This is a genomic window from Streptomyces sp. NPDC029956 (genome assembly GCF_055574655.1).
Genome location: NZ_JBVHZJ010000003.1, coordinates 265,915 through 292,023, shown reverse-complemented (window position 1 = coordinate 292,023; position 26,109 = coordinate 265,915). Strand labels below are relative to the sequence as shown.

The window sequence follows — 26,109 nt, the reverse complement described above, 5'->3', positions numbered from 1 at the left end:
AAACACCTAGGGCCTCCCCCACCCTCGCTCCCCCCCCTCCCCTTGTACTTCCCCCCCCCCCCCCCCCCCCTTCCCCCCCCCCCCTGGTGTTGGTCCCCCCTCCCCCCCCCCCACCACTCGCGCATGCAGCAAGCGGCCGCCTCCTCGGCGGCCGTTCGCGTATCCCCCTCCGGGAGCCGGCCGTCGGGTCGGCGCCCAGGACAAGAGGGAGAACGAACGCGATGACGAGGATCTTCAGCGGGGTCAAGCCGACCGGGCATCTGACCCTGGGCAACTACCTCGGGGCCGTACGGCGGTGGGTCGAGGTCGATCAGCACCGGGCGGAGGCGCTGTTCAGCGTCGTCGATCTGCACGCGCTGACCGTGGAGCACGATCCGGCACGGGTGCGGCGGCTCAGCCGGCAGGCGGCCACGCTCCTGCTGGCGGCGGGGCTCGATCCGGAGCGGTGCACCCTGTTCGTGCAGAGTCATGTGGACGAGCACGCGCGGCTGTCGTATCTGCTCGAGTGCACCGCCACGGACGGCGAGCTGCGGCGGATGGTCCAGTACAAGGAGAAGAGCGTCCGGGCGCAGGCGGCCGGGCAGGGTGTGCGGCTGTCGTTGCTGACGTACCCGGTGCTGATGGCGGCGGACATCCTGGCCTACGGGGCCGACGAGGTGCCGGTGGGGGACGACCAGACGCAGCACGTGGAGCTCACCCGGGATCTGGCCGTGCGGTTCAACCAGCGGTACGGGCACACGTTCACCGTGCCGCGGGCTACGCGGCCCGAGGTGGCGGCGCGGGTCATGGACCTTCAGGACCCCCTGTCGAAGATGGGGAAGTCGCACGCGAACGGGGCCGGGATCGTCTATCTGCTCGACGACGCGGAGACCGTGCGGCGGAAGATCATGCGGGCCGTGACCGACAGCGGGCGGGACGTGGAGTACGACCGGGAGGGCAGGCCGGGTCTCGCGAATCTCCTCGATCTGATGGCCGCGGCGACGGGTGGGAACCCCGAGGCGCTGGCCGGTGTATATGAAACGTACGGATCGTTGAAGAAGGACACGGCGGACGCGGTCGTCGAGCTGCTGAGGCCCGTGCGGGAGCGGCATGCCGAGCTCGCGGCGGACCCCGGACATGTGGATCAGGTGCTACGGGACGGGGCCCTGCGGGCCCGGGAGGCGGCGCGGCCCTTGGTGGACCGGGCCTATCGGGCGATCGGGCTGTTGCCCGTCGGGTGACGGAACGCGTTGCGGTAGTCGCGTGGGCTGGTGGCGAGGTGCGAGGCGAAGTGCTGGCGCATCGTGACCTCGCTGCCGAAGCCCGCGCGGCGGGCCACCTCGGGGAGGGGGTGGTCGGTGAGTTCGAGGAGTTTCTGGGCGGCGGCGACGCGCTGGGTGATGAGCCAGTGCAGGGGGGTGGTTCCGGTGGTGGCCTGGAAGTGGCGGGCGAAGGAGCGGGGCGACATGCCGGCGCGGGCGGCCAGGGTCGCGACGGTGTGGGGCTCGTCGAGGTGGGCGAGGGCGTGGGCGCGGGTGTCGGCGAGGGCGTCGGCGTCGCGGTCGGCGCGGGGGGTGGGGTGCTCGATGAACTGCGCCTGGGTGCCGGTGCGGAAGGGGGCGGTGACCATGGCGCGGGCGATGGCGGCGGCGGCTTCGGCTCCGTGGGCGGTGCGGACGAGGTGGAGGCAGAGGTCGATACCGGCGGCGGTGCCGGCGGAGGTCCACACGCCGGTGTCCTCGACGAAGAGGGCGTCGGGTTCGACCTGGATCGCGGGGTGGCGGTCGGCGAGGGTCGTGGCGAGGTGCCAGTGGGTGACGGCGCGGCGGCCGTCGAGGAGTCCGGCGCGGGCGAGCACGAACGCGCCGGCGCAGAGGGAGGCGACGGGGGTGTTTGCGGTGTGGGCGCGGCGGAGGGCGTCGAGCACCGGGGCCGGGACGTGGGCGTCGGGGTCCTCGATGCCGGGGACGAGGACCAGGTCGGTGGGGGTGAGGTCGTCGAGCCAGCTGAGCGGGCGGTCGGGGGTGAGGGAGAGACCGCCGCGCAGGGGGATGGGGGTGTCCGGGTCGGCGGCCGCCCTGCGGAGTTCGAAGGGCGGGACGCCGCGGAGGGTGCGGTCGCTGCCCCAGACCTCGGTGATGACGGAGATGTCGAAGGCGCGGACGCCGGGGAAGGAGAGGAGGGCGATGCGCTGGGGGCGGGGCGCGGGGGGCTGCGGCGGCACGGGCGGCATGGTTGGCAGTAAATCATCGATCGCTGTCATTCAACCCTCTGGGAGGGGGGCGCGGCCGGCGGCAGGATCGTGGGCATGGAGATCACGGAGAACGCAGCGCTGGTTGTCATCGACGTACAGAAGGGCTTCGAGGAGGAGTTCTGGGGCAAGCGGAACAACCCGGCTGCCGAGGGGAACATCGCGGCTCTGATCGACCTGTGGCAGGAGACGGGGCGGCCGGTGGCGTTCGTGCGGCACGACTCGGTGGAGGGGTCGCGCTCGCCGCTGCGGATGGGGTACGAGGGGAACGGGTTCAAGGACTTCGTCGAGGAGCGGCGCGGGAAGGGCGGTGGCCCTGAGCTGCTGGTGAGGAAGACCGTGAACTCCGCCTTCTACGGGGAGCCGTCGCTGGACGGGTGGCTGACCGGGCTCGACGTGGCGCAGATCGTGATCGTCGGTATCCAGACGAACATGTGCAACGAGACCACGGCGCGGATGGGCGGGAACCTCGGGTACGAGGTGGTGTTCCCGCTGGACGCGATGCACACGTTCGATCTGGAGGGGCCGTTCGGCTGGTCGCTGAGCGCGGACGAGCTGTCGCGGGCGACGGCCGTGTCCCTGCACGGGGGGCGGTTCGCGAAGGTCGTGACGACGGAGGAGGTCGTGCAGGGGGCGTCCGCCGGGGTCAGGTGATTCCGGGGGTCGGGTGGCTCCGGGGGTCAGCTGTTGCCGGAGGCGAGTTCGCGGCTGCGGTCGCGGGCGGCTTCGAGGGCGGCGATGAGGGCGGCGCGGACGCCGTGGTTCTCGAGCTCTCGGATGGCGCTGATGGTGGTGCCGGCCGGGGAGGTGACGGCCTCGCGGAGCTTGACGGGGTGTTCGCCGCTGTCGCGGAGCATCACGGCGGCGCCGATGGCGGCCTGGACGATCAGGTCGTGGGCCTGGGCGCGGGGCAGGCCGAGGAGGATGCCGGCGTCGGTCATGGCCTCGACGAGGAAGTAGAAGTACGCCGGGCCGGAGCCGGAGAGGGCGGTGGCCGCGTCCTGCTGGGACTCGGGGACGCGGAGGGTCTTGCCGACGCCGCCGAAGATCTCCTCGGTGTGGGCGAGGTGCGCGGGGGTGGCGTGGCTGCCGGCGGAGATGACGGACATGCCTTCGTCGACGAGGACGGGGGTGTTGGGCATGACGCGGACGACGGGGGTGCCGGTGGTGAGGCGTTCCTCGATGAAGGAGGTGGGGATGCCGGCGGCGGCGCTGATGATCAGGCGGTCGGCGGCGACGTGCGGGGTCAGCTCGTCGAGGAGGCGGCCCATGTCCTGGGGCTTGACGGCCAGGATGAGGGTGTCGGCGCGCTTGGCGGCCTCGGCGTTGGTGACGGTCTCGACGCCGTAGCGGGCGCGGAGCTCCTCGGCGCGTTCGGAGCGACGGGCGGTGACCAGGAGGTTCGCGGGGCGCCAGCCGGCGCGGATCATGCCGCTGAGGAGCGCTTCACCGATCTTGCCGGTGCCGAGGACTGCGACGGTCTGGGTCATGGCTCTGTTCACCTCGCCGGAGGGGGGTACGTGTCGTCATCCTCGCACCGGCGGGCCGGGTGGTGTGCGGGTGTCCGAGGGGCGGTCACGCGGTGCGGCGGCGGAGGGTGGCCGCGCCGAGGCCGAGGACGAGGAGCGCACAGCCCGCGACGACGAGGGCGTCGCGGACGAATTCGCCGGTGACGTCGGGGTGTCGGAGGACCTGGTTCATGCCGTCGACGGCGTACGACATGGGCAGGACGTCGGAGATCGCTTCGAGGGCGGGGGCCATGCGGTCGCGCGGGGTGAAGAGTCCGCAGAGGAGCAGCTGGGGGAAGATCACGGCCGGCATGAACTGGACGGCCTGGAACTCGGAGGCGGCGAAGGCGGAGACGAAGAGGCCGAGGGCGGTGCCGAGGAGGGCGTCGAGGAGGGCGACCAGGAGCAGGAGCCAGGGGGAGCCGATGACGTCGAGGCCGAGGAACCAGACGGCGAGGCCGGTGGCGAGGGCGGACTGGACGACGGCGAGGAGTCCGAAGGCGAGGGCGTAGCCGGCGATGAGGTCGGCCTTGCCGAGGGGCATGGCGAGGAGGCGTTCGAGGGTGCCCGAGGTGCGTTCGCGGAGGGTCGCGATGGAGGTCACCAGGAACATCGTGATGAGCGGGAAGATGCCGAGCAGTGAGGCGCCGATGTTGTCGAAGGTGCCGGGGCTTCCGTCGAAGACGAACCGCAGCAGGAAGAGCATCACGCAGGGGACGAGGAGCATCAGGGCGATCGAGCGCGGGTCGTGGCGCAGCTGACGCAGGACGCGGGCGGCGGTGGCGAGGGTGCGGGCGGGGCTCATGGCCGGGGCTCCTCGTGGGCGGCTCGGGCGGTGGCGGCGTCGACGAGGCGGAGGAAGGCCTCTTCGACGGTGGCGGTGTCGTTGCGGCGGCGGAGGGCTTCGGGGGTGTCGTCGGCGAGGATCTCGCCCTCGCGCATGAGGAGGAGCCGGTGGCAGCGTTCGGCCTCGTCCATCACGTGGGAGGAGACGAGGAGCGTCGTGCCGCGGTCGGCGGCGATCTGGTGGAAGAGGTTCCACAGGTCGCGGCGGAGGACGGGGTCGAGGCCGACGGTGGGTTCGTCGAGGACGAGGAGTTCCGGGGTGCCGAGGAGGGCCACGGCGAGGGAGACGCGGCTGCGCTGGCCGCCGGAGAGCCGGCCGGCGAGGGAGTCGGCGTGCGAGGCGAGGTCGACGTCGTCGATGGCCCGGTCGACGGTGGTGCGGCGTTCCTTACGGTGGGCGCGGCCGGGGAACAGGACTGCGGCGAAGTAGTCGAGGTTCTGGCGGACGGTGAGGTCGTCGTAGACGGAGGGGGCCTGGGTGACGTAGCCGATGCGGGAGCGGAGGGCGGGGTCGCCGGCGGGGTGGCCGAGGACGTGGAGGGTGCCGTCGACCTTGGCCTGGGTTCCGACGATCGCGCGCATCAGGGTGGTCTTTCCGCAGCCGGAGGGGCCGAGGAGGCCGGTGATGCGGCCGGCCTGGACGGTGAAGTCGAGGCCGCGCAGGACGGTGCGGTCGCCTCGGACGGTGGTCAGTCCGTGGGCGGCGATGGCGGGGGCGGGTGTGGTGTCGGCCGGGTGGGCCGGGGGTGACCCGGGCGTGGTGGTGTCGGTGTCGGACCTGGCTGTGGCCTGGTCGGCGGCCTCACCCGCCGGGTAATTCATCATGCGATGAATAGTCCTCCCGACGATACCGGCCGTCAAGCACCCGGCGGGCTCGGGCCTTCGGTCGCGGTGGGCGCGGGAGGGAACGGCGAAGCCCCCACGAGAAGGGATCTCGCGGGGGCTGTCGGGCGCCGACCTCGTGCGCCCGGGCTACTTGCGCTTGGGCTTCCTGCGGGCGGCCGGGTTGCCCGTACGGGTGCCGCGGCGCTTCTCGTACTGGGCGCGGGCCGTGTCGTACTCGGCGCGGCGGAGCTGCTCGCCCGGGGCCTCGACGAAGCAGCGGGCGCAGTAGGCGAGCAGCGAGCCGATGAAGCCGATCGCCTTCAGGCTGCGCAGGGACTCCTCGCGGGCCGGGTCCGCGGGCCTGCGGCCGAAGCCCTCCCAGGTCTTGCGGAAGGCGATGGCGCTGCAGACCGCGAACATGAGGACGACCAGCATGTTGACGATGCCGCCGACGTCCGCGATCTCCAGTCCCTCGTACGCGAAGCGCAGCACGAAGCAGGCCGCGACGGCGGCGGCCAGCGAGCCGACGGCCAGGCCGACGCGGCGCAGTGTGTAGGAGCCGCTGTGGTCGACCCAGGTCGTGCCGAAGAAACGGATCTCTTCGGGCTGAGGCCCGGCAGGAGTCCCGCCGGTCGGGCCGTCGGCCGGGCCGCCGGTGGTGCTGGGGGTCTGCTCGTCGTCGCTCACGATGTCGATTATCCCCGGGGCGACGGAGGAGGGCCTCAGGCGCAGCGCGGTGCGACGAAGCCGTCGCTGCCCGTGCGGACGTACGCGTCGGAGATGTACTCCCCCGGCGCGATGTTGTCCCAGATCCGCGTGGTGCCGTACGGGCCGTTGATCCACTCGCCGTACTTCTGGCAGGAGATCGCCACCGTGGCGCCGAGCGGCAGCGCCCGGACGATCGGGTACTGGGTGCTCGGGCCCGAGCGCACATTGACCCGGTAGCCGGGCGCGACCGTGTAGCGGGTGCCCGTGCTCGCCATCGTCGTCGTCTTGTTCTCGTCCGTGCTCATGGTGTCCTCCCCCTTGGCGCAAAAGCGCTCCGCCGAGTTTCACTCTCCGCGACGCGCAGGCTAGCAAGCCCCACCGACTTCGTGGGGGCCATGGACTAGGCTCCGTCGGGTTCGCGCGGGTGCGCGCGAGTGACGGGTAATCACACGGGGGTGGGGCGATGCCGCCGTTGCGCAACACCGGTGCGGACCGGAATGCGGAGCAGCCCGAGTACGCGGGCGACTACCGCCTCCAGGCATGTCTGGGCGCCGGCGGCATGGGCGTCGTGCACCTCGCGGCCTCCGCCTCCGGGCTGCGGCTCGCGGTCAAGGTCGTGCACGCACGGTATGCGGAGGACCCCGAGTTCAGAGCGCGTTTCCGCCAGGAGGTCGCGGCCGCCCGCAAGGTCAGCGGAGCCTTCACCGCACCGGTCGTCGACGCCGACCCCGGTGCCGTGCGCCCCTGGATGGCCACCCTCTACGTCCCCGGGCCCACCCTCGCCGACCAGGTGAAGCGGAACGGCCCGCTGGCCCCGGCCGAACTGCGGCGGCTCACCGCCGGGCTCGCCGAGGCCCTGCGCGACATCCACCGCGCCGGCGTCGTCCACCGCGACCTCAAGCCTAGCAACGTCCTGCTCACCGACACCGGCCCCAAGGTCATCGACTTCGGCATCTCGCGGCCCGTCGACAGCGATCTGCACACCGAGACGGGCAAGCTGATCGGCTCGCCGCCGTTCATGGCGCCCGAGCAGTTCCAGCGGCCGCGCGAGGTCGGGCCCGCCGCGGACGTCTTCGCGCTCGGCTCGGTCCTCGTCCACGCGGCCACCGGGCACGGCCCGTTCGACTCCGACAGCCCGTACATCGTGGCGTACCAGGTCGTCCACGACGAGCCCGATCTGACGGGTGTGCCGGCGGAGCTGGCCCCGCTCGTCGCCCGCTGCCTCGCCAAGGAGCCGGGCGAGCGCCCCACTCCGGACCAGATCATGTCGGCGCTGCTGCCTCCCTCGTACGCGGCGGAGGCCTTCATACCGGCGCAGCGGCGCCGACCTGCCCTCCCGCACGGCGAGGAGCGTGCCTCTCGCGAGCCCGGGCACGCGCCCGCGTGGGACGCGGACACGCCCGTACGGGCCACCCCGCCGGCCCCGCCCCGCCGCGGCCCGCGTCTCGGCCGGATGCGCCTCAGGCCTCGCCTCACGCTCGCCGTCGCCGCGGCGCTCTCGCTCGCCGGGGCCGGTCTGTACGCGGCCATGAGCGCCCCGGCCGGCGGCGGATCCGAGCCACCCGCCCGGCCCGACGAGGTGGCCACCGCCTTCACCGGCTGGCACACCACCCTCCAGATGCACGGCCCTACGGCCGCGCCCGCGTGCAGCCACGGCGGCGGCGCGCTGTACTGCACGGCCCGCGGTGTCGGCCTCGCGCGGCTCGACCCGGTCACGGGCAAGGTCGTCTGGTCGCGCACCGGGCCCGTCGAGGCGGAGTCCCCGGTCGCGCCCTTCCTCCTCGCGGACGGCCTGGTCGGCGCGGCCGCTCCGGCGGACCCGCTGCGGGCGCACGCGGCCGCCGACGGCGCCCCCGGCTGGACCGCGGGAGCGGCGAAGCCCCCCGAGCTGTACGTGCCGGCCGGCTCCGCCGTCGTCCTGACCGACGGGCGGGGCGGGGTGCGGGCCGTCGGAAGCCGCGACGGGAAGGAACTCTGGCGGCACGGCCTGGCCGGCTTCGGGACTCCGCGCCCGGGACCGTACGACGCCCCGTCCGGTCTCCTCACCGTCTCCGAGACCTCGGCCGACGGGACGCACACGCGCGTGGCAGAGATCCGCCCCGGGACCGGCGAGCCGGTCTGGCAGCGGAACATGCCGGGCGACCTCGACCCGCTGGGCCACACCGGCGACGGTGCGCTGCTCCTCGCCTCCCGCTACCAGGCCTCGCTCTTCGACCGCCTGGTCGTGCTCGACCCCGGCAGCGGCAGCGTGCGCGAGCTGCCCCTGCCGCACCGGATCGATGTCCGGGGTGTCGCCGTGCGCGGCGCGGTCGTCCACATCCTCGACGCCGACGGGCACCTCACGGCCTTCGACACCGCGGCGCCCAAGGGGCGGGTCCTGTGGGAGCTGGAGACGGGCGCGGGGAACGTGTCCACGCCGGTCATGGGCCCCGGCGACCGGCTCTACTTCTCCGTCCAGGACGGGCGGCTGCTCGCCGTCGACACCGTGCGCGGGGCGCTGATCGGCCAGACCCGGCCGCGGCTGCTCAACGGCCGGCTCGCGTACGCGCCCCTGGTGCCGCCTCCGGTGGTCGCCGGAGACCGGGTGTTCGGCACGGCCCCGGACGGATCGGTGTTCGCGGTGGACACGCGCGACCCCGCCGCCTGGTGAACCGCGCCTGAGGAGAACGGCCGGGAGCGGGCGTCTCCGCCGGCTCCCGGCCGTCTCAGGTCTTCCCGGTCGCCTCAGGTCTTCCCGGCCGTCTCGGGTCTTCCCGGCCGTCTCGGGTCTTCCCGGCCGTCTCGGGGCTTTCCCCGTCGTCTCCGGTCGTTCCGCGCCGGGCTCAGCCCAGCTTCGACACGTCCCGGACCGCGCCCTTGTCGGCGCTCGTCGCCATCGCCGCGTACGCGCGGAGGGCCGCCGACACCTTGCGCTGCCGGTTCTTCGGCTCGTACACGCCGTTCAGCGCCTCGCGGCGGGCGGCCAGGGTGGCCTCGTCGACGAGGAGCTCGATGGAACGGTTCGGGATGTCGATACGGATCCGGTCGCCGTCCTCGACGAGGGCGATCGTGCCGCCCGAGGCCGCCTCCGGCGACGCGTGGCCGATGGACAGGCCCGACGTGCCGCCCGAGAAGCGTCCGTCGGTGACCAGCGCGCAGGTCTTGCCCAGGCCCCGGCCCTTGAGGAAGGAGGTCGGGTAGAGCATCTCCTGCATGCCGGGGCCGCCGCGCGGGCCCTCGTAGCGGATGACGACCACGTCGCCGTCCGTGATCTGCTTGTTCAGGATCTTCTCGACGGCCTCGTCCTGCGACTCGCAGACCACGGCCGGGCCCTCGAAGGTCCAGATCGACTCGTCGACGCCGGCCGTCTTCACGACGCAGCCGTCGACCGCGAGGTTGCCGTGCAGGACGGCGAGGCCGCCGTCCTTGGAGTACGCGTGGGCCGCGTCGCGGATGCAGCCGCCGGCCGCGTCCACGTCGAGCGCCTCCCAGCGCTCGGACTGCGAGAAGGCGGTCGCCGAGCGGACGCAGCCGGGGGCCGCGTGCCACATCTCGACGGACTCGTCGGTCGGGGAGCCGCCGCGCACGTCCCAGGCGTCCAGCCACTCCTTGATGGAGCGGGAGTGGACGGAGTGGACGTCCTCGTTGAGGAGGCCGGCGCGGTAGAGCTCGCCGAGGATGGCCGGGATGCCGCCCGCCCGGTGCACGTCCTCCATGTAGTACGTGCGGTCCTTGGCGACGTTCGGGGCGACCTTGGCCAGGCAGGGGACCCTGCGGGAGACCTCGTCCATGTCGGGCAGGCCGTAGTCGAGCTCGGCCTCCTGGGCTGCGGCGAGCAGGTGCAGGATCGTGTTGGTCGAGCCGCCCATGGCGATGTCGAGGGCCATGGCGTTCTCGAAGGCGGCGCGGGTCGCGATCGAGCGCGGGAGGACGGAGTCGTCGTCCTCGTCGTAGTAGCGCCGGGTGATGTCGACGACCGTGCGGGCGGCGTTCTCGTAGAGCGCCTTGCGGCCGGTGTGGGTGGCGAGCAGCGAGCCGTTGCCGGGGAGGGAGAGACCCATCGCCTCGGTCAGGCAGTTCATCGAGTTGGCGGTGAACATGCCGGAACAGGAGCCGCAGGTCGGGCAGGCGTTCTCCTCGATGCGGAGGATGTCCTCGTCCGAGACCTTCGGGTTCACGGCGTCGGAGATGGCGTCGACCAGGTCGAGCGTGCGGACCGTGCCGTCGACCAGGGTCGCGCGGCCGGACTCCATCGGGCCGCCGGAGACGAAGACCGTCGGGATGTTCAGGCGCAGGGCGGCCATCAGCATGCCGGGGGTGATCTTGTCGCAGTTGGAGATGCAGATCAGGGCGTCGGCGCAGTGCGCCTCGACCATGTACTCCACGCTGTCCGCGATCAGGTCGCGGGAGGGCAGGGAGTACAGCATGCCGCCGTGGCCCATGGCGATGCCGTCGTCGACGGCGATCGTGTTGAACTCGCGCGGGATGGCGCCGGCGGCCGTGATGGCCTCGGAGACGATCCGGCCGACGGGCTGCAGGTGGGTGTGGCCCGGGACGAACTCCGTGAAGGAGTTGGCGACCGCGATGATCGGCTTCCGGCCGATGTCCGCGCCGGGTACACCGGAGGCGCGCATAAGGGCGCGTGCGCCCGCCATGTTGCGGCCGTGGGTGACTGTGCGGGACCTCAGCTCGGGCATCGTGGCTCGCTCCTCGTGATGGGGGTGCTTGCATTCGAGCGTACGCCGACGGACCAAGATCTGGACAGCGCGTCCGCATGGCGGACAGGCTGTTCAGCTTTCGGTCAGCGGCCGCCCGATGGGGTCAGGCCTCGGTCAGGTAGCGCTGGAGGGTCGGGGCCACCATGGCCACGATCTCCTCCGGGTCCACCGAGGCCATCGGCTCGACCTGGATCACGTACCGCAGGATCGCGATCCCGATCATGTGGGAGGCGGCCAGCTCCGCCCGGAACCTGGGGTCCGGTACGTCGAGTTCGTCCGCGATCCGCTCCAGGAGCCGCCGCAGCACGAAGGTCCTGAGCACCTTGGCCGCCGCCTCGTGGGTGAGCGCCGAGCGGACGATCGCGAGGAGCGGGGCGCGGCTGACCGGGTTCTCCCAGACGCCGATGAAGAACCGGGCGAGCCGTTCCCCGATGGTCTCGCGCGGGCCGCCGACGATCGCCGGGACGACCGCCGCGGGCTCGAAGGAGACCTCGATCGCCGCCGCGAAGACCTCGTCCTTCGTACCGAAGTAGTGGTGGACGAGGGCCGCGTCGACACCGGCCGCCTTGGCGATGCCGCGTACCGAGGTCTTGTCGTAGCCGCGCTCCGCGAACTGGGCGCGGGCCGCCTCCAGGATCCGTTCCCGCGCGCCCGGTCCGCTCTCCTCCTCGGTACGGGACGGGCGGCCGCGCCTGCGGGGGGCCGCCGGTTCGGTCACGGGCGCGGCACCCGGGACGGGCGGGTGGCCGCGGAGGCGAGGTGGAGCCGGGTGAAGGCCAGGGCCTCCGCGAGGTCGGCCTCGCGTTCGGCGGCTGACATCGCGCGGCGGGTGTTGACCTCGATGACGACATGGCCGTCGAAGCCGGTGCGCGCGAGGCGCTCCAGGAGCTCGGCGCAGGGCTGCGTGCCGCGCCCGGGGACCAGGTGCTCGTCCTTGGCGGAGCCCTTGCCGTCGGCGAGGTGGACGTGGCCGAGCCGGTCGCCCATGCGGTCGATCATCGCGAGGGCGTCGGTGCGGGCGGTCGCGGTGTGCGAGAGGTCGACGGTGAAGTGCCGGTAGTCGTCCTTGGTGACGTCCCACTCGGGGGCGTACGCGAGCATCTCGCGGTCCTTGTACCGCCACGGGTACATGTTCTCGACGGCGAACCGCACGTCGGTCTCGTCCGCCATCCGCCAGATGCCGGTGACGAAGTCCTTGGCGTACTGGCGCTGCCAGCGGAACGGCGGGTGCACGACGACCGTCGACGCGCCGAGGCGCTCGGCCGCGGCCTGGGCGCGCTGGAGCTTGACCCACGGGTCGGTGGACCAGACGCGCTGAGTGATGAGGAGGCAGGGGGCGTGCACGGCCAGGATCGGGACCTGGTGGTAGTCGGAGAGCCGGCGCAGTGCCTCGACGTCCTGGCTGACCGGATCGGTCCACACCATGACCTCGACACCGTCGTAACCGAGGCGCGCGGCGATCTCGAAGGCCGTCGCCGTCGACTCCGGATAGACCGAGGCCGTCGACAGGGCGACCTTCGCATCCGGGATGCGCACCACTGGTTCTGCCACGGGGACAGGGTACGGGGCCCGTCGGGGGACCGGGGGGTGGTTCCGGTCACGCCGGGACCCGACGGCCGCCGCCACGCGCGCGTGGCCAGGGGAGACACCGGCCGTGATCGACGCGTTCGTCCCGGCGCCGCCTCCACGCACGCGTGGCCAGGGGCGTCCGGTCACGCCTGCAGGTGGTGCGGGCGGCGCGTGAGCCACCCCTCCGGCAGACGGCCGCGCTGCCGCAGGAGCTACTCCTCCGGCAGGTGGTCCAGGCGGCGCAGGATGACGCCTTCGCGCAGGGCCCAGGGGCAGATCTCCAGCGCCTCCACGCCGAGGAGGTCCATCGCGCCCTCGGCGACCATCGCACCCGCGAGGAGCTGTCCGGCGCGGCCCTCCGAGACGCCCGGCAGCGCGGCGCGCTCGGGAACGGTCATGCCGGCGAGGCGCGGGACCCACTCCTCCAGGGACGCGCGGGTCAGGATCCGCTCGACGTAGAGGCCCTCCCCCGAGCCGGGCGCGCCGGCGATCCTCGCCAGCTGCTTGAAGGTCTTGGAGGTGGCCACGACGTGGTCGGGCCGGCCGGAGCGGCTGAACTCGCCGACCGTACGGGCGATCTGCGCGCGCACATGGCGGCGGAGCGCCTTCACGTCGGCGGCGTCGGCCGGGTCGCCGGGCAGCCAGCCGGAGGTCAGCCTGCCCGCGCCGAGGGGCAGGGAGACCGCCGTGTCGGGGTCCTCGTCGATGCCGTACGCGACTTCGAGGGAGCCGCCCCCGATGTCGAGGAGGAGCAGCTTGCCCGCGGACCAGCCGAACCAGCGACGGGCCGCGAGGAAGGTGAGCCGGGCCTCCTCCTCGCCGGTGAGGACCTGGAGGTCGACGCCCGTCTCGTCCTTCACGCGCGCGAGGACGGCGTCCGCGTTGCTGGCCTCGCGGACCGCGGAGGTCGCGAACGGCAGGACCTCCTCGCAGCCCTTGTCCTCGGCGGCGAGCAGAGCGTCCCGGACGGTCGCGATGAGCCGCTCGACCCCGAAGGGCGCGATCGCGCCCTTCTCGTCGAGAAGTTCGGCGAGCCGGAGCTCCGCCTTGTGGGAATGGGCGGGCAGCGGCCGGGCGCCGGGGTGGGCGTCCACCACCAGGAAGTGCACCGTGTTCGAACCGACGTCGAGGACTCCGAGTCTCATGGGCGGAACGCTACTGCGCCGACCCGCATACGCTTGGACCTGTGCCAAAGACGAAAAAGGCGAAACCGGGCAAAGACAGTGCGGTCAAAAGCGCCAAGAAGCAGGGGAAGAGCGTGGAGCCGGACGAGAAGGGCCTCGACTTCGCGCGCGCGTGGGTCGAGTTTCCCGACCCGGCCGACGAGGAGCAGATCTTCCGCTGCGACCTGACCTGGCTGACCTCGCGCTGGTCGTGCGTCTTCGGCAGCGGCTGCCAGGGGATCCAGGCGGGCCGGGCAGACGACGGCTGCTGCACGCTGGGCGCGCACTTCTCCGACGAGGACGACGAGAAGCGGGTCGCGACGCACGTGGCACGCCTCACGCCCGAGCTGTGGCAGTTCCACGACGTCGGCACGGACTCGGGCTGGACCCAGCTCGACGAGGACGGCGACCGGCAGACCCGCCGCTGGGAGGGCTCCTGCATCTTCCAGAACCGTCCGGGGTTCGCGGGCGGCGCGGGCTGCTCGCTGCACATCCTGGCCCTGAAGGAGGGCAAGGAGCCGCTGGAGACCAAGCCGGACGTCTGCTGGCAGCTGCCGGTGCGGCGCACGTACGACTGGATCGAGCGGCCCGACGACACGAAGGTCCTCCAGGTGTCGATCGGTGAGTACGACCGGCGGGGCTGGGGTCCCGGCGGTCACGACCTGCACTGGTGGTGCACGTCGGCGACGTCGGCCCACGGCGCCGGGGAGCCGGTGTACGTCACGTACCGGCCCGAGCTCACCGAGATGATGGGCCAGGAGGCGTACGAGGTCCTGGCCGGGCTGTGCGAGGCGCGGCTCTCGTCGCAGCTGCCGCTGGTGGCGCCGCACCCGGCCGACCCGAAGCGCTAGACGCGAGCCGACGCCCCCCGGCGCCCCGGCGCCGGGGTTCAGGACGACGACGGGGGTTCGGGACGACGACGGCGGGGGTTCAGGACGACGGCGGCGGGGGTTCAGGACGACGGCGGGGGTGGTTCCTCCGTCGTCGGGGGCTGAGTGCTCGGTTCCGTCGGGCCCGGGTCCGTCGTCGTCGGAGGCGGTTCCTCCGTCGTCGGCGGCGGGGTGGTCGGCTCCGTCGTAGGCGGGCTCGTCGGCGGATCGGTCGGCTCGGTCGTCGGAGGCGGTTCCTCCGTCGTCGGCGGCGGGGTGGTCGGCTCCGTCGTGGGCGGGCTCGTCGGCGGCGTGGTGGGTTCGGTGGTCGTCGGCGGGGGTGTCACCGGATCGGCGACGACCGGCGGTGGCGCGGTCTGTCCGCGTCCGTCGATCCTGACCACCGCGCCGGAGGGGTTCACCCCGATCCGGGCGCTCCACGCGCCCTGCGGTTCACGGCCGTGGTCGACGCGGACGGTGACGGTGACCGTCTCGCCCGGACGGAGGGTGCCGGAGGCCCGGCTCACGTACAGCCAGGGCGCGTCCGTCCACAGCGACCAGTCGACGGGGGAACCGCCGGAGGCGGTGAGCGTGAGCAGCGTCAGGTCTCCGTGGCCGCGTGCGGAGACCGTGATCCAGCCGGCGGCGGGCTCACCCGGTGCGGCGGGGCCCGTGGGGCCGGGGGGACCGCCGGGGCTGAGCACCTCGACGGAGACGTCGGGAGCGCGGCTGCCCCGGGTGAAGCGGGGCTCGGGGGTGGTGCGGGCGTTGCCCGCGTTCTCGTAGCGGTCGTACGGGCGGCCGTCGGGGCCGTCCGGTTCGTCCGCCTCGCGCGCACTGATCCGGGAACCGTCGCGGGCGCTCGTGTCGGCGACCGGGGCGCCCCGGTAGGAGGTCCACAGGGCGAGGACGGGTGCGGCGACCACCGCCGCGACGACCGTGGTCGTCACCGCGCGGGCCCGCAGCCGGTCGCGGCGGGCCACGTGGTCCTTCGGGTCCATCGGGAAGCCGGTCGGCGAGAAGCGCGGGGCGCCGGCACGCGCGCGCGGGACGTGCAGCATCGCCATGTACGCGGCGGCCCGGGGTGCCTCGACGAGCGGCAGCCGGGCCTGCGGCAGCGACCCGGCGCCGGGCCAGGGGCCGGCGGCGCCCACGCGCTCGGCGGCCTTCCGGCAGCGGGGGCAGTCGTCGACGTGCCGGACGAGTTCGGCGCGCAGGGCGGCCGAGAGCAGCACCTGGTGGTCGCCGGTGAGCCGGGCCACGGTGGGACAGCTGCCGGTCTCGACGACGGCGAGGGCGGCGCGGGTGCGCTCGACCTCGCAGCCGGCGGTGGCGAGGAGCTCGCGGGCGGCGAGCGGGTCGAGGGAGAGCACGGCGGCGACCTGACGGTGGCTGAGTCCGTGCCGTACGGCCAGTTCCAGGGCCTCGCGCTGTTCGGGTGTGGTGCCGGCGGCCTCGGGCCAGGCGAGCCGGGCGAGTTCGGTGCGGCGCCGCTCGGCGGTCTCCTCGGGGACCCGGGGCGGCTCGGGGGCGGTGACGGCCGGGCGCCCCGTGTGGGCGCCCTGGCGTCGGCGGCGCTGCTCGCCGAGGCTGCGCAGACACGCCCAGCGGGCGAGGGCGTACAGCCAGGCCGCACGGCCGTCCTCGTCCGAGGGGCAGCGGCCGTGGTGGCGATCGGCGACGGCGAGGACGTCGCCGAGGACGGCGGTGGCCGTGTCGTGGTCGCAGAGTACGGAGAGGCAGTACGTGAAGAGGCCGTCGAGGGCGGCCTCGTATCGGGCGGGGGGCCTCCGTCCGAGCGTGCGCGGTCCCTGGTCCGTGGCGCGGTGCGCCCGGTGTGCGCCGGTGGTGCGTGCGGGGGGATCCAGCCTGCTGCTCGTCACCGGTCGACCGTAGGCAGCCCGGGGGGCGCTTTTCGTACCGGTTGCGTTGTTCTCATTCTTACGGGTGAAGGTATCGCTCGAAAGGGGACAGGAATCCAACATTCCGGGGCCCTGCGGGGACGCGGCGCCCGCTGTCGGTGGGGGCCGCTACGGTGGCGGCATGGCTGCCCGTACGAAATCGACCAAGGACCGGCCCTCCTACCGCTGCACCGAGTGCGGCTGGCAGACGGCCAAGTGGCTCGGCCGCTGCCCCGAGTGCCAGGCCTGGGGGACGGTCGAGGAGTACGGCGCACCCGCCGTCCGGACGACCGCGGCCGGCCGGGTCTCCACCGCCGCGGTCCCCATCGGGCAGGTCGACGGCCGGCAGGCGACCGCCCGCTCGACCGGCGTCGACGAACTGGACCGGGTGCTCGGCGGGGGTCTGGTGCCCGGCGCCGTCGTGCTGCTCGCGGGCGAGCCGGGCGTCGGCAAGTCCACGCTCCTGCTCGACGTGGCGGCCAAGGCGGCCAGCGACGAGCACCGCACGCTCTACGTGACCGGCGAGGAGTCCGCGAGCCAGGTCCGGCTGCGGGCCGACCGCATCAACGCCCTCAGCGACCATCTGTACCTCGCCGCCGAGACCGACCTGTCGGCCGTCCTCGGGCACCTCGACGCGGTGAAGCCCTCACTGCTGATCATGGACTCGGTGCAGACCGTCGCCTCCCCCGAGATCGACGGTGCGCCCGGCGGCATGGCGCAGGTCCGCGAGGTCGCCGGCGCGCTGATCCGGGCCTCCAAGGAGCGCGGCATGTCCACGCTCCTCGTCGGCCACGTCACCAAGGACGGGGCGATCGCCGGCCCCCGGCTCCTGGAGCACCTGGTCGACGTCGTGCTGAGCTTCGAGGGTGACCGGCACGCGCGCCTGCGGCTGGTCCGGGGTGTGAAGAACCGGTACGGGGCGACCGACGAGGTCGGCTGCTTCGAGCTCCACGACGAGGGCATCACGGGCCTGGCCGACCCCTCCGGGCTCTTCCTGACCCGGCGCGACGTGGCCGTGCCGGGCACCTGTCTGACGGTCACCCTGGAGGGCCGCCGCCCGCTGGTCGCCGAGGTCCAGTCGCTGACCGTGGACAGCCAGATCCCGTCCCCGCGCCGGACCGTCTCCGGTCTGGAGACCTCCCGGGTCTCGATGATGCTCGCCGTCCTGGAGCAGCGCGGCCGGATCAGCGCGCTGGGCAAGCGGGACATCTACAGCGCGACCGTGGGCGGCGTGAGGCTCACCGAGCCCGCCGCCGACCTGGCGATCGCGCTCGCGCTCGCCTCCGCGGCGAGCGACACCCCGCTGCCGAAGAACCTGGTGGCGATCGGCGAGGTCGGCCTCGCCGGTGAGGTCCGGCGGGTGACCGGCGTCCAGCGCCGGCTCGCCGAGGCGCACCGGCTGGGCTTCACGCACGCGCTGGTCCCCTCGGACCCGGGCAAGGTGCCGCCGGGCATGAAGGTGACGGAGGTCGCGGACATGGGCGACGCCCTGCGGGTGCTCCCGCGCAGCCGGCGCGCGAAGGCGCCGGAGGGGGCGGAGAAGTAGCGGGGTCCGGTCCCGGTTCGGTATCGGCGCCACCCGGCCCCGGAGCGGTGTGAGCGGGCGGCTCGGCCCGTCTCCGCCCGTCTCGGGCGGCCTCGGGAGAGGGGACGCGGAGGGGTCGGCGCCGAATGTTCACACCGCGCGGGCGGTTCGCTCCGTACGCTTCGCAAAGGCGCGGAGGGTTGACTCCGTGTCGGGGCGGGGACCCCTTTCGGACCACCGTCATCGATCGGGGGCGGGGGGCGACGGGGTGGTGTCGCTAGACTTTGCCCTGGTCTCGCCCATCCGTACGAGCCGGAGGAGTGCAGTGGCAGCCAAGGACGGGGCATCGGCTCCTGGAAAGTCCGGCGCGGGCTCCGGCAACGAAGCGCTGATGCGCGCCGCCCTGAGCGCCGTCGCGCCCGGCACCGCGCTCCGTGACGGCCTGGAGCGGATCCTCCGCGGCAACACGGGCGGTCTCATCGTTCTCGGTCTCGACAAGACGGTCGACTCGATGTGCACCGGCGGTTTCGTGCTGGACGTCGAGTTCGCCGCCACGCGCCTGCGTGAGCTGTGCAAGCTCGACGGCGCGCTGGTCCTCGACAAGGACATCACCAAGATCCACCGCGCGGGCGTGCAGCTGGTCCCGGACGCCTCCATCCCCACCGAGGAGACCGGCACCCGGCACCGCACGGCGGACCGGGTCTCCAAGCAGTGCAACTTCCCGGTCGTCTCCGTCTCCCAGTCGATGCGGCTGATCGCGCTGTACGTGGACGGCGAGCGCCGCGTCCTGGAGGAGTCGGGCACCATCCTGTCCCGCGCCAACCAGGCGCTCGCGACCCTGGAGCGGTACAAGCTCCGGCTCGACGAGGTGGCCGGCACGCTCTCCGCGCTGGAGATCGAGGACCTGGTCACGGTCCGGGACGTCACCGCGGTCGCCCAGCGCCTGGAGATGGTCCGCCGGATCGCCACCGAGATCGCCGAGTACGTGGTCGAGCTCGGCACGGACGGGCGGCTCCTCTCGCTCCAGCTCGACGAGCTGATCGCGGGCGTGGAGCCGGAGCGCGAGCTGGTCATCCGGGACTACGTGCCGGAGCCGACGGCCAAGCGCTCGCGGACGGTCGCGGAGGCGCTGACCGAGCTGGACGCGCTGACCCACACCGAACTGCTCGAACTGCCGGTCGTGGCACGGGCGCTGGGCTACAGCGGCTCGCCGGAGACCCTCGACTCGGCCGTCTCGCCGCGCGGCTACCGGCTCCTCGCCAAGGTGCCGCGGCTGCCGGGCGCGATCATCGAGCGGCTCGTGGAGCACTTCGGCGGGCTGCAGAAGCTGCTCGCGGCCAGTGTGGACGACCTCCAGACCGTGGACGGCGTCGGCGAGGCCCGCGCCCGCAGCGTGCGCGAGGGCCTGTCCCGGCTGGCGGAGTCCTCGATCCTGGAGCGGTACGTCTAGGCCCTGCCGTCAGGCTCCCGCCCGCCCCGCGGGCGACGACGGAATGTGACGACAGGACCCGGGACGGACCGCTCACGACCTCACGGCCCTTCCCCGCGGCCGATCAGTCCTTGGCGAGCGTGAACGAGGCCGGAAGCACCTTCGCGCCCGGCATCGTCGCCTCCACGAGGTAGGTGCCGGGGGCGGCCTGGCCCGCCGGGGCGGTGGCGCACTGCGGGGCGCTGCGTCCGCGGTCCCACTCCACGGTGTGGGTGACGGTGGCGCCCGCGGGGACGCGCAGCAGGACCGGGTCACCGGGGCGCGGGCAGTCCGCGGAGGACCAGACCTCGTCGTCCTGCTTGTCGCTGATCGTCAGAACCGCGGCGCGGGGCCCGAAGTCGGCCTTGCAGGCGGCCTTCGAGGTGTTCCTGGCGACGAGGTGGAAGCGGGGCTTCTCCCCCGCCTCGTAGCTGACCTTGGCGCTGCGGAGCGTCAACTGCAGTGCTCCGGCCGGGCAGTTCGGGAGCGGGGAGTCGGCCGGTACCTGCTGCCCGGCACCCGTGCCCGCGCCTCCGTCGCCGCCCGCGCCGTCGGTGTCGCCGTTCTTGCCGCCGCCGTCGGTTCCGGCGGCCGTACCCGCGTCCGTACCGGCGTCGGTGCCCGATCCCGGATCCGTACCGGAGCCGCCCGGGCCTCCGTCGCCCCCGGTGGTGCCGCCGCTGCCGCCGGAGTCACCCGACTCGTCGCGTCCGCCCGGCTGTTGACTGATCGCCTCCCCCGTGCCCGAGGGGCCCGGAGTGATGGAGGGAGGGGTGGGAGAGGAGCCGTTGGCCCCGCCGTTCGTCTTCTTCCCGCCGCCGTCGGCGGAGGTGACGGCCCATACGGCGAGGAGTGCGAGAAGCGCCACCAGGCACGCCGCCACCGCCCTCCGTCGCCAGTAGATGGTGGAGGGAAGCGGCCCGACCGGATTGCGCAAAGATCCCACGCCCCGAACCTTACGAGAGATCCGGGCCAACTCCCGCCCCACCCGCCGCCCGAAACATCAAGTTTTGCCGATGATCACATCCATCGGTCGCGGGAACTTTTCCCGCAACGGTGCTCCGGTGCCGGCTCGACCCTGCCCCAAACCGGCGGGAACCGGAGCGAATCGCAAGCACCCCCACTTTCGTCGGGGGTCGCTCTGGCCGTTGGCCCGGGGCGGCGGCCTGCGGATTCCGGTTAGCGTCTTGCACCATGAACACCCTCCTCGACCTCTCCGACCGGCTCTATCTCGATGTCGCCGACTTCGCCCATGCGACCCCCCACTGGTTCCAGTGGCTCGCCGAGGTCTGGACCGAGGCCGGACTGCTGTTGTTCGGTGCGCTGTTCCTGGCCGGCTGGTGGCGCTCCCGCGAAGGTTCGAGCCGGGCGATGGCGCTCGCGCTGCTCGCCCCGCTCGCCACCGCCTTCGGGTACGTGGTGAGCGAGTCGCTGAAGTCGCTGGTCGACGAGGACCGTCCGTGTCGGGCCGTCGCCGGTGCGCCCGACTCGCTCATCACCTGCCCGCCGTACGGCGACTGGTCCTTCCCCAGCAACCACTCGGCCATCGCCGGCGCGGCCGCGATCGCCCTCGCCCTCTCCTGGCGCGGGATCGTCTGGCTGACCGTGCCGATGGCGCTGCTCATGGCGTTCTCCCGGGTCTTCGTCGGCGTGCACTACCCGCACGACGTGACCGTCGGTCTGTTCCTCGGCGGTCTGGTCGCCTTCCTCGTCATGCGTGCCGCGGTCCGGCCGGTGGGCGCTCTGGTGGGGACGGCCCGGTCGAGCCGGAGCTCGGCCGTGGTGTGGTGTGCGGGGCGCGGGCCCCGGGCTCACGCCCCCGCGCGCGCCGAGGACCCCCCGCGCGCCCGCCACGGCGCGTACTGATCGCGTCGGGGACGTGCCAGGATCGGAGGTGCCATGACTTCCATCGACGCTCCCCTCACTCCTGCCGCCCCCGCCGCCGAAGCCCCCGGGGCCCTGGACGAAGCGGAGGCCCTCGGAGCCTCCGCGGCCTTCGAGGCCCCCGCCCTCCCGACGCCGCCCGCCGAGCTGCACGGGCCCGTCCTCGCCTGGTTCGACCGGCACGCCCGCGACCTGCCCTGGCGCCACCCCGAGGCCGGGGCCTGGGGCGTCATGGTCAGCGAGTTCATGCTCCAGCAGACGCCCGTCGTCCGGGTGCTCCCGGTGTACGAGCAGTGGCTCGCGCGCTGGCCGCGCCCGGCCGATCTGGCCGCCGACGCCCCCGGTGAGGCGGTCCGCGCCTGGGGGCGGCTCGGATACCCGCGCCGGGCCCTGCGGCTGCACGCGGCGGCCGTGGCCATAAAGGAACGGCACGGCGGCGACGTACCGAGCGATCACGGGCAGCTGCTCGCGCTGCCCGGCATCGGCGAGTACACGGCGGCCGCGGTGGCGTCCTTCGCGTACGGCCAGCGGCACGCCGTCCTGGACACCAACGTGCGCCGGGTCTTCGCACGGGCGGCGACCGGCGTCCAGTACCCGCCGAACGCGACGACGGCCGCGGAACGCCGGCTCGCCCGCGCACTGCTGCCGGCGGACGAGGCGACGGCCTCCCGCTGGGCGGCCGCCTCGATGGAACTGGGCGCGCTCGTCTGCACGGCGAAGAACGAGGACTGCGGGCGCTGCCCGATCTCCGGTCGGTGCGCCTGGCGGCTCGCGGGGAAGCCCGCGCACGACGGCCCGCCACGGCGCGGCCAGACGTACGCGGGGACCGACCGGCAGGTCAGGGGCCGACTCCTGGCGGTGCTGCGGGAGTCCACCGAACCCGTGGCGCAGGCGGCCCTGGACAAGGTCTGGGACGAGCCGGTGCAGCGGGCCAGGGCCCTGGACGGCCTGGTCGCCGACGGCCTGGTCGAACCGCTGGACGACGGCTGCTACCGGCTGCCCGTGGCCTGAGCCGGGCGCCGCCCGCCCCTCACCCGCTGTTACACAACCGATGGGTAGCCGTGCGTCCACCGACGGCTGCCCCGCACAGCCCCGTGACAACCGCTCCGTAGCGTCATCGACGACACGAGGAACGAAGCAGGTCACGGGGTTCGGAGGCGGTTCGGATGAGGCATGGCGAGGTGCTCGATTTCGAGGAGTACGTACGCACGCGGCAGGACGCACTGCTGCGCAGTGCACGTCGTCTCGTGGCCGACCCCGTCGACGCCCAGGACCTCCTGCAGACGGCCCTCGCCCGCACGTACGGCCGCTGGGACGGCATCGCCGACAAGTCCCTGGCCGACGCCTACCTCCGCCGCGTCATGATCAACACGCGGACCGAGTGGTGGCGCTCCCGCAAGCTCGAAGAGGTGCCCACCGAGCAGCTGCCCGACGCCTGCGTCGACGACCCGACCGAACAGCACGCCGACCGGGCCCTCCTCATGGACATCCTGAAGGTCCTCGCGCCGAAGCAGCGCAGCGTCGTCGTCCTGCGGCACTGGGAACAGATGAGCACCGAGGAGACGGCGGCAGCGCTCGGCATGTCGACCGGTACGGTGAAGTCGACGCTCCACCGGGCGCTCGCCCGGCTCCGCCAGGAGCTGGAGAGCCGTGATCTCGACGCCCGCGCCCTGGGGCGGACCGGAGAGCGGACGACCGTACGAGGCGACGAACGGGGGCGGGAGCGGTGCGCGGCCTAGACGGCGGAGCCGACGGCAGAAGACACGACGGCGAAGGCGACATCGACAGCGATGACGGCCCCGGCGGCGACGACCGGTACGGAACCGGGCGGCGCCGCCGGCGTCGTACCGCCAAGGCGGCGAGCATCACGGCGACGGCCGGGCTCGTCGCCGTCGGGCTGTCCATGGCCGCCTGCTCCACCGGCGGCACCGGGTCCCGGGACGAGGGGGCCGCCGCCACCCGGGACGTGGCCGCGGCGGCGCCCACCCCGTCGCCCTCGGCCGAGGGCGACCTCCGGTCCGCCGAGCGGGTCGATCCGATCGAGCTGCTGAAGGCCGATCCGAAGATCGAGGAGCGGTTCAAGACCGATCTGAAGCCCTGCGTCGCGGACGCGTACCCGGTGGACGCCTCGTACGGCAACCTCACGGACTCGCCCGCGCCCGACGTCGTCGTCAACGTGATGACCTGCGGTGATGCCGTCGGCATCGGCACGTACGTCTACCGGAAGCAGAGCGACAGGTACGAGAACGTGTTCATGGCGGAGGACGCCGCCGTCTACGCCACGATCGACCGGGGCGAGCTCGTCGTCACCAAGCAGGTGTACGCGAAGGGCGACCCGGTCGCGTACCCCTCGGGCGAGGACGTGATCACGTACCGCTGGTCGGGGAACAGGTTCACCCAGCACGACTGGGTGCACAACGACTACAGCCGGGCCGTCGGCGACGGCGAGGTCGTCGAGCCCGCGCCGAGCGAGCCCCCCGTCGGCTGAGCCGGACCCCCCACCCGCAGAGAGATACGAAGGACACGCACGATGGCCGAAACCCATGTCCTGTTCGTCGAGGACGACGACGTCATCCGTGAGGCCACCCAGCTCGCCCTCGAGCGGGACGGCTTCCGGGTCACGGCCATGCCCGACGGACTCTCCGGCCTGGACGCCTTCCGGGCACAGCGGCCGGACATCGCCCTGCTCGACGTGATGCTGCCGGGCATGGACGGCGTCAGCCTCTGCCGCCGCATCCGCGACGAGTCGACCGTGCCGGTGATCATGCTGTCCGCGCGCGCCGACTCGATCGACGTCGTCCTCGGCCTGGAGGCCGGGGCCGACGACTACGTCACCAAGCCCTTCGACGGCGCCGTGCTCATGGCCCGGATCCGCGCCGTCCTGCGCCGCTTCGGGCACGCGGGCGGTCCCGGCGCCGGTGAGCGCGAGGAGGACGGACCGGGTGGCGGCGGACTCCTCGCCTTCGGCGATCTGGAGGTCGACACCGACGGCATGGAGGTCCGCAAGGGCGGGACCCCGGTCGCGCTGACGCCGACCGAGATGCGGCTGCTCCTGGAGTTCTCCTCGGCGCCGGGCACCGTGCTGTCCCGGGACAAGCTCCTGGAGAGGGTCTGGGACTACGGCTGGGGCGGCGACACCCGGGTCGTGGACGTCCACGTCCAGCGGCTGCGCGCCAAGATCGGCCAGGACCGGATCGAGACGGTCCGCGGCTTCGGCTACAAGCTCAAGAGCTAGGGCTCCATGATCCACACGACACCCCCCGAGACGGGCACGTACCGGTGAAGCTGCGCCCCCTCCGTACCGGCGTCCGCTGGAAGATCGCCGTGGCCATCGCGGCGGTCGGCGCGCTGATCGCGGTCACCCTGAGCGTGGTCGTGCACAACGCCGCCCGCATCTCGATGCTCGACAACGCGCGCGAGGTGCAGATGGAACGGCTGCTCTTCGCCCAGCGGATGTACGAGACGTCGAAGCCGAAGGAACCGCGCTTCGGCACCAAGATCAACGACCCGTCGCTGCCCAGCCAGCTCGACCAGCTGATGCGGGACAAGCGGCGCGGTACGTACGTGCAGGAGCACCGGCACGGCGGGCCGCCCGACGTGTGGGCGGCGGTGCCGCTCGCCAACGGCGACGTGCTCTCGCTGCACATCCCCTTCGCCGACCGCAGCGCGACGATCATGAACGATCTGGACCGGGCCCTCGTCATCGGCTCGGTCTCGGTGGTCTTCGGCGGCTGCGCCCTCGGCGTGCTCATCGGCGGCCAGCTCTCACGGCGGCTGCGGAAGGCAGCCGTCGCGGCCGGCCGGGTCGCCCAGGGGAACACCGACGTGCGGGTCAGGGAGGCCGTCGGCGGGGTCGTACGGGACGAGACCGACGACCTGGCGTGGGCGGTCGACGCCCTCACCGACGCCCTCAACGAGCGCATCGAGGCCGAGCGGCGGGTCACCGCGGACATCGCTCACGAGCTCCGCACCCCGGTGACCGGGCTGCTCACGGCGGCCGAACTGCTGCCGCCGGGGCGTCCGACCGAACTCGTACGGGACCGGGCGCAGGCGATGCGGACGCTGGTCGAGGACGTGCTGGAGGTGGCCCGGCTCGACAGTGCGTCGGAGCGGGCGGAACTCCAGGAGATCGCGCTCGGGGAGTTCGTGGAGCGGAGGGTGCGGGCACTCGATCCCGCGGTGGTCGTCCGGGTCGTCCACGACTCCTGGGTGAACACCGACCCGCGGCGCCTGGAGCGCGTCCTCGGCAATCTCCTCGCGAACGCCGCCAAGCACGGCAAGCCGCCGGTGGAGGTCACCGTCGAGGGCCGCGTCGTGCGCGTCCGCGACCACGGTCCCGGCTTCCCCGCGGCGCTGCTCAAGGAGGGCCCGAGCCGGTTCCGTACGGGGACGAGCGACCGCGCGGGCCAGGGTCACGGCCTGGGCCTGACGATCGCGTCCGGCCAGGCGCGGGTCCTGGGCGCCCGGCTGACCTTCCGGAACGTGGCGTCCGAGGCGGCGCCGAACGGGGTGGGCGGGGCGATCGCGGTGCTGTGGCTGCCGGACCACGCGCCGACGAACACGGGCAGCTTCCCGATCCTGCGGCCGGCCGACTGAGCGCTTCCGGCGCTGCGGGTGGGCGACCGAAGGTTCCCGGCGCTGCGGGTGGGCGGCTGAGGGCTTCCGGCGCTGCGGGCGGCCGGCTGAGGGCTCCCGGCGCTGCGGGTGGCGACGGCCGACGGCCGGTCCGGCTTCTGCGCCGCGGGTCCCGAGTCGTGGGCCGTGAGTCGTGGGCCTGCGGCCCGGGTCGTATGCCGTGGGCCGTGGGCCGTGAGGTTACGGCGGTGGGGGGGGGGGGGGGGGGGGGGGGGGGGGGGGGGGGGGGGGGGGGAGAAGGGAGGGGGGGGAGGAGGATGAAGTCAGGGAGGGCCACGTGG

The 26,109-nt window shown here is 73.4% G+C and carries 24 protein-coding genes; 12 read left to right on the top strand and 12 right to left on the bottom strand.

Features of this window, described 5'->3' with window-relative positions; genetic code table 11:
* Positions 1-221 precede the first annotated feature (221 nt).
* Positions 222-1,220: a tryptophan--tRNA ligase gene (gene trpS / locus ACZ4XX_RS03830; RefSeq protein ID WP_468506374.1), complete on the top strand. Its 999-nt coding sequence runs from the start codon at positions 222-224 to the stop codon at positions 1,218-1,220.
* Here trpS and ACZ4XX_RS03825 read toward each other — a convergent pair.
* A complete protein-coding gene (locus tag ACZ4XX_RS03825) occupies positions 1,187-2,212 on the bottom strand; it encodes a GlxA family transcriptional regulator (RefSeq protein WP_468506373.1) in 1,026 nt (341 codons plus the stop codon). The two genes, trpS and ACZ4XX_RS03825, sit on opposite strands and share 34 nt — an antisense overlap.
* Before the next feature lie 75 nt (positions 2,213-2,287).
* Here ACZ4XX_RS03825 and ACZ4XX_RS03820 point away from each other — a divergent pair, with 75 nt between their 5' ends.
* The gene (locus tag ACZ4XX_RS03820) at positions 2,288-2,884 is read left to right on the top strand and encodes a cysteine hydrolase family protein (protein ID WP_468506372.1); all 597 of its coding nucleotides are present in this window, start codon (positions 2,288-2,290) and stop codon (positions 2,882-2,884) included.
* A 26-nt stretch (positions 2,885-2,910) separates the two neighbouring features.
* On the opposite strand, the gene proC is transcribed toward ACZ4XX_RS03820, so the two are convergent.
* The 5 genes from proC to ACZ4XX_RS03795 form a co-directional block, all read right to left on the bottom strand.
* Positions 2,911-3,720: a pyrroline-5-carboxylate reductase gene (gene proC / locus ACZ4XX_RS03815; RefSeq protein WP_468506371.1), complete on the bottom strand. Its 810-nt coding sequence runs from the start codon at positions 3,718-3,720 to the stop codon at positions 2,911-2,913.
* Positions 3,721-3,805: 85 nt separating this feature from the next.
* On the bottom strand, positions 3,806-4,543 hold the full coding sequence (locus ACZ4XX_RS03810) for an ABC transporter permease (RefSeq protein WP_468506370.1): 738 nt from the start codon (positions 4,541-4,543) through the stop codon (positions 3,806-3,808).
* A complete protein-coding gene (locus ACZ4XX_RS03805; RefSeq protein ID WP_468506369.1) occupies positions 4,540-5,409 on the bottom strand; it encodes an ABC transporter ATP-binding protein in 870 nt (289 codons plus the stop codon). Before ACZ4XX_RS03805 ends, ACZ4XX_RS03810 begins: the two co-directional genes overlap by 4 nt.
* Before the next feature lie 147 nt (positions 5,410-5,556).
* Positions 5,557-6,096 (bottom strand): hypothetical protein, encoded by a 540-nt coding sequence (locus ACZ4XX_RS03800; RefSeq protein WP_468506368.1) that lies wholly within the window; start codon positions 6,094-6,096, stop codon positions 5,557-5,559.
* Positions 6,097-6,131: 35 nt separating this feature from the next.
* Positions 6,132-6,422, bottom strand: coding sequence for an SH3 domain-containing protein (locus ACZ4XX_RS03795; protein WP_468506367.1), 291 nt, complete (start codon positions 6,420-6,422; stop codon positions 6,132-6,134).
* Between the two features lie 158 nt (positions 6,423-6,580).
* On the opposite strand from ACZ4XX_RS03795, the gene ACZ4XX_RS03790 reads away from it, so the two are divergent.
* Complete coding sequence (locus tag ACZ4XX_RS03790) at positions 6,581-8,767, top strand: protein kinase domain-containing protein (protein ID WP_468506366.1); 2,187 nt, start codon at positions 6,581-6,583, stop codon at positions 8,765-8,767.
* Positions 8,768-8,939: 172 nt separating this feature from the next.
* Here the strand turns inward: ACZ4XX_RS03790 and ilvD are convergent, their stop codons facing one another.
* From ilvD to ACZ4XX_RS03770, 4 genes are all read right to left on the bottom strand, one after another.
* The gene (ilvD, locus tag ACZ4XX_RS03785; protein WP_468506365.1) at positions 8,940-10,793 is read right to left on the bottom strand and encodes a dihydroxy-acid dehydratase; all 1,854 of its coding nucleotides are present in this window, start codon (positions 10,791-10,793) and stop codon (positions 8,940-8,942) included.
* Positions 10,794-10,917: 124 nt separating this feature from the next.
* On the bottom strand, positions 10,918-11,532 hold the full coding sequence (locus tag ACZ4XX_RS03780; protein WP_468506364.1) for a TetR/AcrR family transcriptional regulator: 615 nt from the start codon (positions 11,530-11,532) through the stop codon (positions 10,918-10,920).
* Complete coding sequence (locus tag ACZ4XX_RS03775) at positions 11,529-12,365, bottom strand: sugar phosphate isomerase/epimerase family protein (RefSeq protein WP_468506363.1); 837 nt, start codon at positions 12,363-12,365, stop codon at positions 11,529-11,531. The genes ACZ4XX_RS03780 and ACZ4XX_RS03775 overlap by 4 nt, the downstream gene beginning before the upstream one ends.
* Before the next feature lie 230 nt (positions 12,366-12,595).
* Entirely contained in the window at positions 12,596-13,528 is a 933-nt protein-coding gene (locus tag ACZ4XX_RS03770) for a Ppx/GppA family phosphatase (protein WP_468506362.1), read from the bottom strand.
* Positions 13,529-13,569: 41 nt separating this feature from the next.
* On the opposite strand from ACZ4XX_RS03770, the gene ACZ4XX_RS03765 reads away from it, so the two are divergent.
* Positions 13,570-14,397 (top strand): DUF3109 family protein, encoded by an 828-nt coding sequence (locus ACZ4XX_RS03765; protein ID WP_468506361.1) that lies wholly within the window; start codon positions 13,570-13,572, stop codon positions 14,395-14,397.
* A gap of 101 nt (positions 14,398-14,498) precedes the next feature.
* Here ACZ4XX_RS03765 and ACZ4XX_RS03760 read toward each other — a convergent pair whose 3' ends face one another.
* On the bottom strand, positions 14,499-16,298 hold the full coding sequence (locus tag ACZ4XX_RS03760; RefSeq protein ID WP_468506360.1) for a BACON domain-containing protein: 1,800 nt from the start codon (positions 16,296-16,298) through the stop codon (positions 14,499-14,501).
* 160 nt (positions 16,299-16,458) lie between these two features.
* Between ACZ4XX_RS03760 and radA the strand changes: the two genes are divergently transcribed.
* Both radA and disA read left to right on the top strand, forming a co-directional pair.
* Positions 16,459-17,862 carry a DNA repair protein RadA gene (gene radA, locus ACZ4XX_RS03755; protein WP_468506359.1) on the top strand — a complete coding sequence of 468 codons (1,404 nt, stop codon included), beginning with the start codon at positions 16,459-16,461 and terminating at the stop codon, positions 17,860-17,862.
* A gap of 304 nt (positions 17,863-18,166) precedes the next feature.
* A complete protein-coding gene (disA, locus tag ACZ4XX_RS03750; RefSeq protein WP_266893207.1) occupies positions 18,167-19,291 on the top strand; it encodes a DNA integrity scanning diadenylate cyclase DisA in 1,125 nt (374 codons plus the stop codon).
* Between the two features lie 103 nt (positions 19,292-19,394).
* Here disA and ACZ4XX_RS03745 read toward each other — a convergent pair whose 3' ends face one another.
* Positions 19,395-20,255, bottom strand: a complete 861-nt coding sequence (locus tag ACZ4XX_RS03745) for a hypothetical protein (RefSeq protein ID WP_468506358.1) — start codon at positions 20,253-20,255, stop codon at positions 19,395-19,397.
* Positions 20,256-20,503: 248 nt separating this feature from the next.
* Between ACZ4XX_RS03745 and ACZ4XX_RS03740 the strand changes: the two genes are divergently transcribed.
* The 6 genes from ACZ4XX_RS03740 (at position 20,504) to cseC (ending at position 25,789) form a co-directional block, all read left to right on the top strand.
* Positions 20,504-21,175, top strand: coding sequence for a phosphatase PAP2 family protein (locus tag ACZ4XX_RS03740; RefSeq protein WP_468506357.1), 672 nt, complete (start codon positions 20,504-20,506; stop codon positions 21,173-21,175).
* Positions 21,176-21,208: 33 nt separating this feature from the next.
* Positions 21,209-22,204: an HhH-GPD family protein gene (locus ACZ4XX_RS03735; protein ID WP_468506356.1), complete on the top strand. Its 996-nt coding sequence runs from the start codon at positions 21,209-21,211 to the stop codon at positions 22,202-22,204.
* A 155-nt stretch (positions 22,205-22,359) separates the two neighbouring features.
* On the top strand, positions 22,360-22,932 hold the full coding sequence (locus ACZ4XX_RS03730) for a SigE family RNA polymerase sigma factor (protein WP_055599255.1): 573 nt from the start codon (positions 22,360-22,362) through the stop codon (positions 22,930-22,932).
* Positions 22,920-23,681 (top strand): hypothetical protein, encoded by a 762-nt coding sequence (locus tag ACZ4XX_RS03725; RefSeq protein WP_468506355.1) that lies wholly within the window; start codon positions 22,920-22,922, stop codon positions 23,679-23,681. The genes ACZ4XX_RS03730 and ACZ4XX_RS03725 overlap by 13 nt, the downstream gene beginning before the upstream one ends.
* Before the next feature lie 42 nt (positions 23,682-23,723).
* On the top strand, positions 23,724-24,428 hold the full coding sequence (cseB, locus tag ACZ4XX_RS03720) for a two-component system response regulator CseB (protein ID WP_468506354.1): 705 nt from the start codon (positions 23,724-23,726) through the stop codon (positions 24,426-24,428).
* Positions 24,317-25,789 (top strand): two-component system sensor histidine kinase CseC, encoded by a 1,473-nt coding sequence (cseC, locus tag ACZ4XX_RS03715; RefSeq protein WP_468506385.1) that lies wholly within the window; start codon positions 24,317-24,319, stop codon positions 25,787-25,789. The genes cseB and cseC overlap by 112 nt, the downstream gene beginning before the upstream one ends.
* Positions 25,790-26,109: the final 320 nt, after the last annotated feature.

Bases quoted from the DNA above. Each gene is read 5' to 3' on its own strand.
- trpS (WP_468506374.1), top strand. From the start codon at position 222: ATGACGAGGATCTTCAGCGGGGTCAAGCCGACCGGGCATCTGACCCTG.
- ACZ4XX_RS03730 (WP_055599255.1), top strand. From the start codon at position 22,360: ATGAGGCATGGCGAGGTGCTCGATTTCGAGGAGTACGTACGCACGCGG.
- ACZ4XX_RS03820 (WP_468506372.1), top strand. From the start codon at position 2,288: ATGGAGATCACGGAGAACGCAGCGCTGGTTGTCATCGACGTACAGAAG.
- ACZ4XX_RS03770 (WP_468506362.1), bottom strand. From the start codon at position 13,528: ATGAGACTCGGAGTCCTCGACGTCGGTTCGAACACGGTGCACTTCCTG.
- ACZ4XX_RS03735 (WP_468506356.1), top strand. From the start codon at position 21,209: ATGACTTCCATCGACGCTCCCCTCACTCCTGCCGCCCCCGCCGCCGAA.
- ACZ4XX_RS03810 (WP_468506370.1), bottom strand. From the start codon at position 4,543: ATGAGCCCCGCCCGCACCCTCGCCACCGCCGCCCGCGTCCTGCGTCAG.
- cseB (WP_468506354.1), top strand. From the start codon at position 23,724: ATGGCCGAAACCCATGTCCTGTTCGTCGAGGACGACGACGTCATCCGT.
- ACZ4XX_RS03805 (WP_468506369.1), bottom strand. From the start codon at position 5,409: ATGATGAATTACCCGGCGGGTGAGGCCGCCGACCAGGCCACAGCCAGG.
- ACZ4XX_RS03790 (WP_468506366.1), top strand. From the start codon at position 6,581: ATGCCGCCGTTGCGCAACACCGGTGCGGACCGGAATGCGGAGCAGCCC.
- ilvD (WP_468506365.1), bottom strand. From the start codon at position 10,793: ATGCCCGAGCTGAGGTCCCGCACAGTCACCCACGGCCGCAACATGGCG.
- ACZ4XX_RS03825 (WP_468506373.1), bottom strand. From the start codon at position 2,212: ATGCCGCCCGTGCCGCCGCAGCCCCCCGCGCCCCGCCCCCAGCGCATC.
- radA (WP_468506359.1), top strand. From the start codon at position 16,459: ATGGCTGCCCGTACGAAATCGACCAAGGACCGGCCCTCCTACCGCTGC.
- ACZ4XX_RS03795 (WP_468506367.1), bottom strand. From the start codon at position 6,422: ATGAGCACGGACGAGAACAAGACGACGACGATGGCGAGCACGGGCACC.
- proC (WP_468506371.1), bottom strand. From the start codon at position 3,720: ATGACCCAGACCGTCGCAGTCCTCGGCACCGGCAAGATCGGTGAAGCG.
- ACZ4XX_RS03740 (WP_468506357.1), top strand. From the start codon at position 20,504: ATGAACACCCTCCTCGACCTCTCCGACCGGCTCTATCTCGATGTCGCC.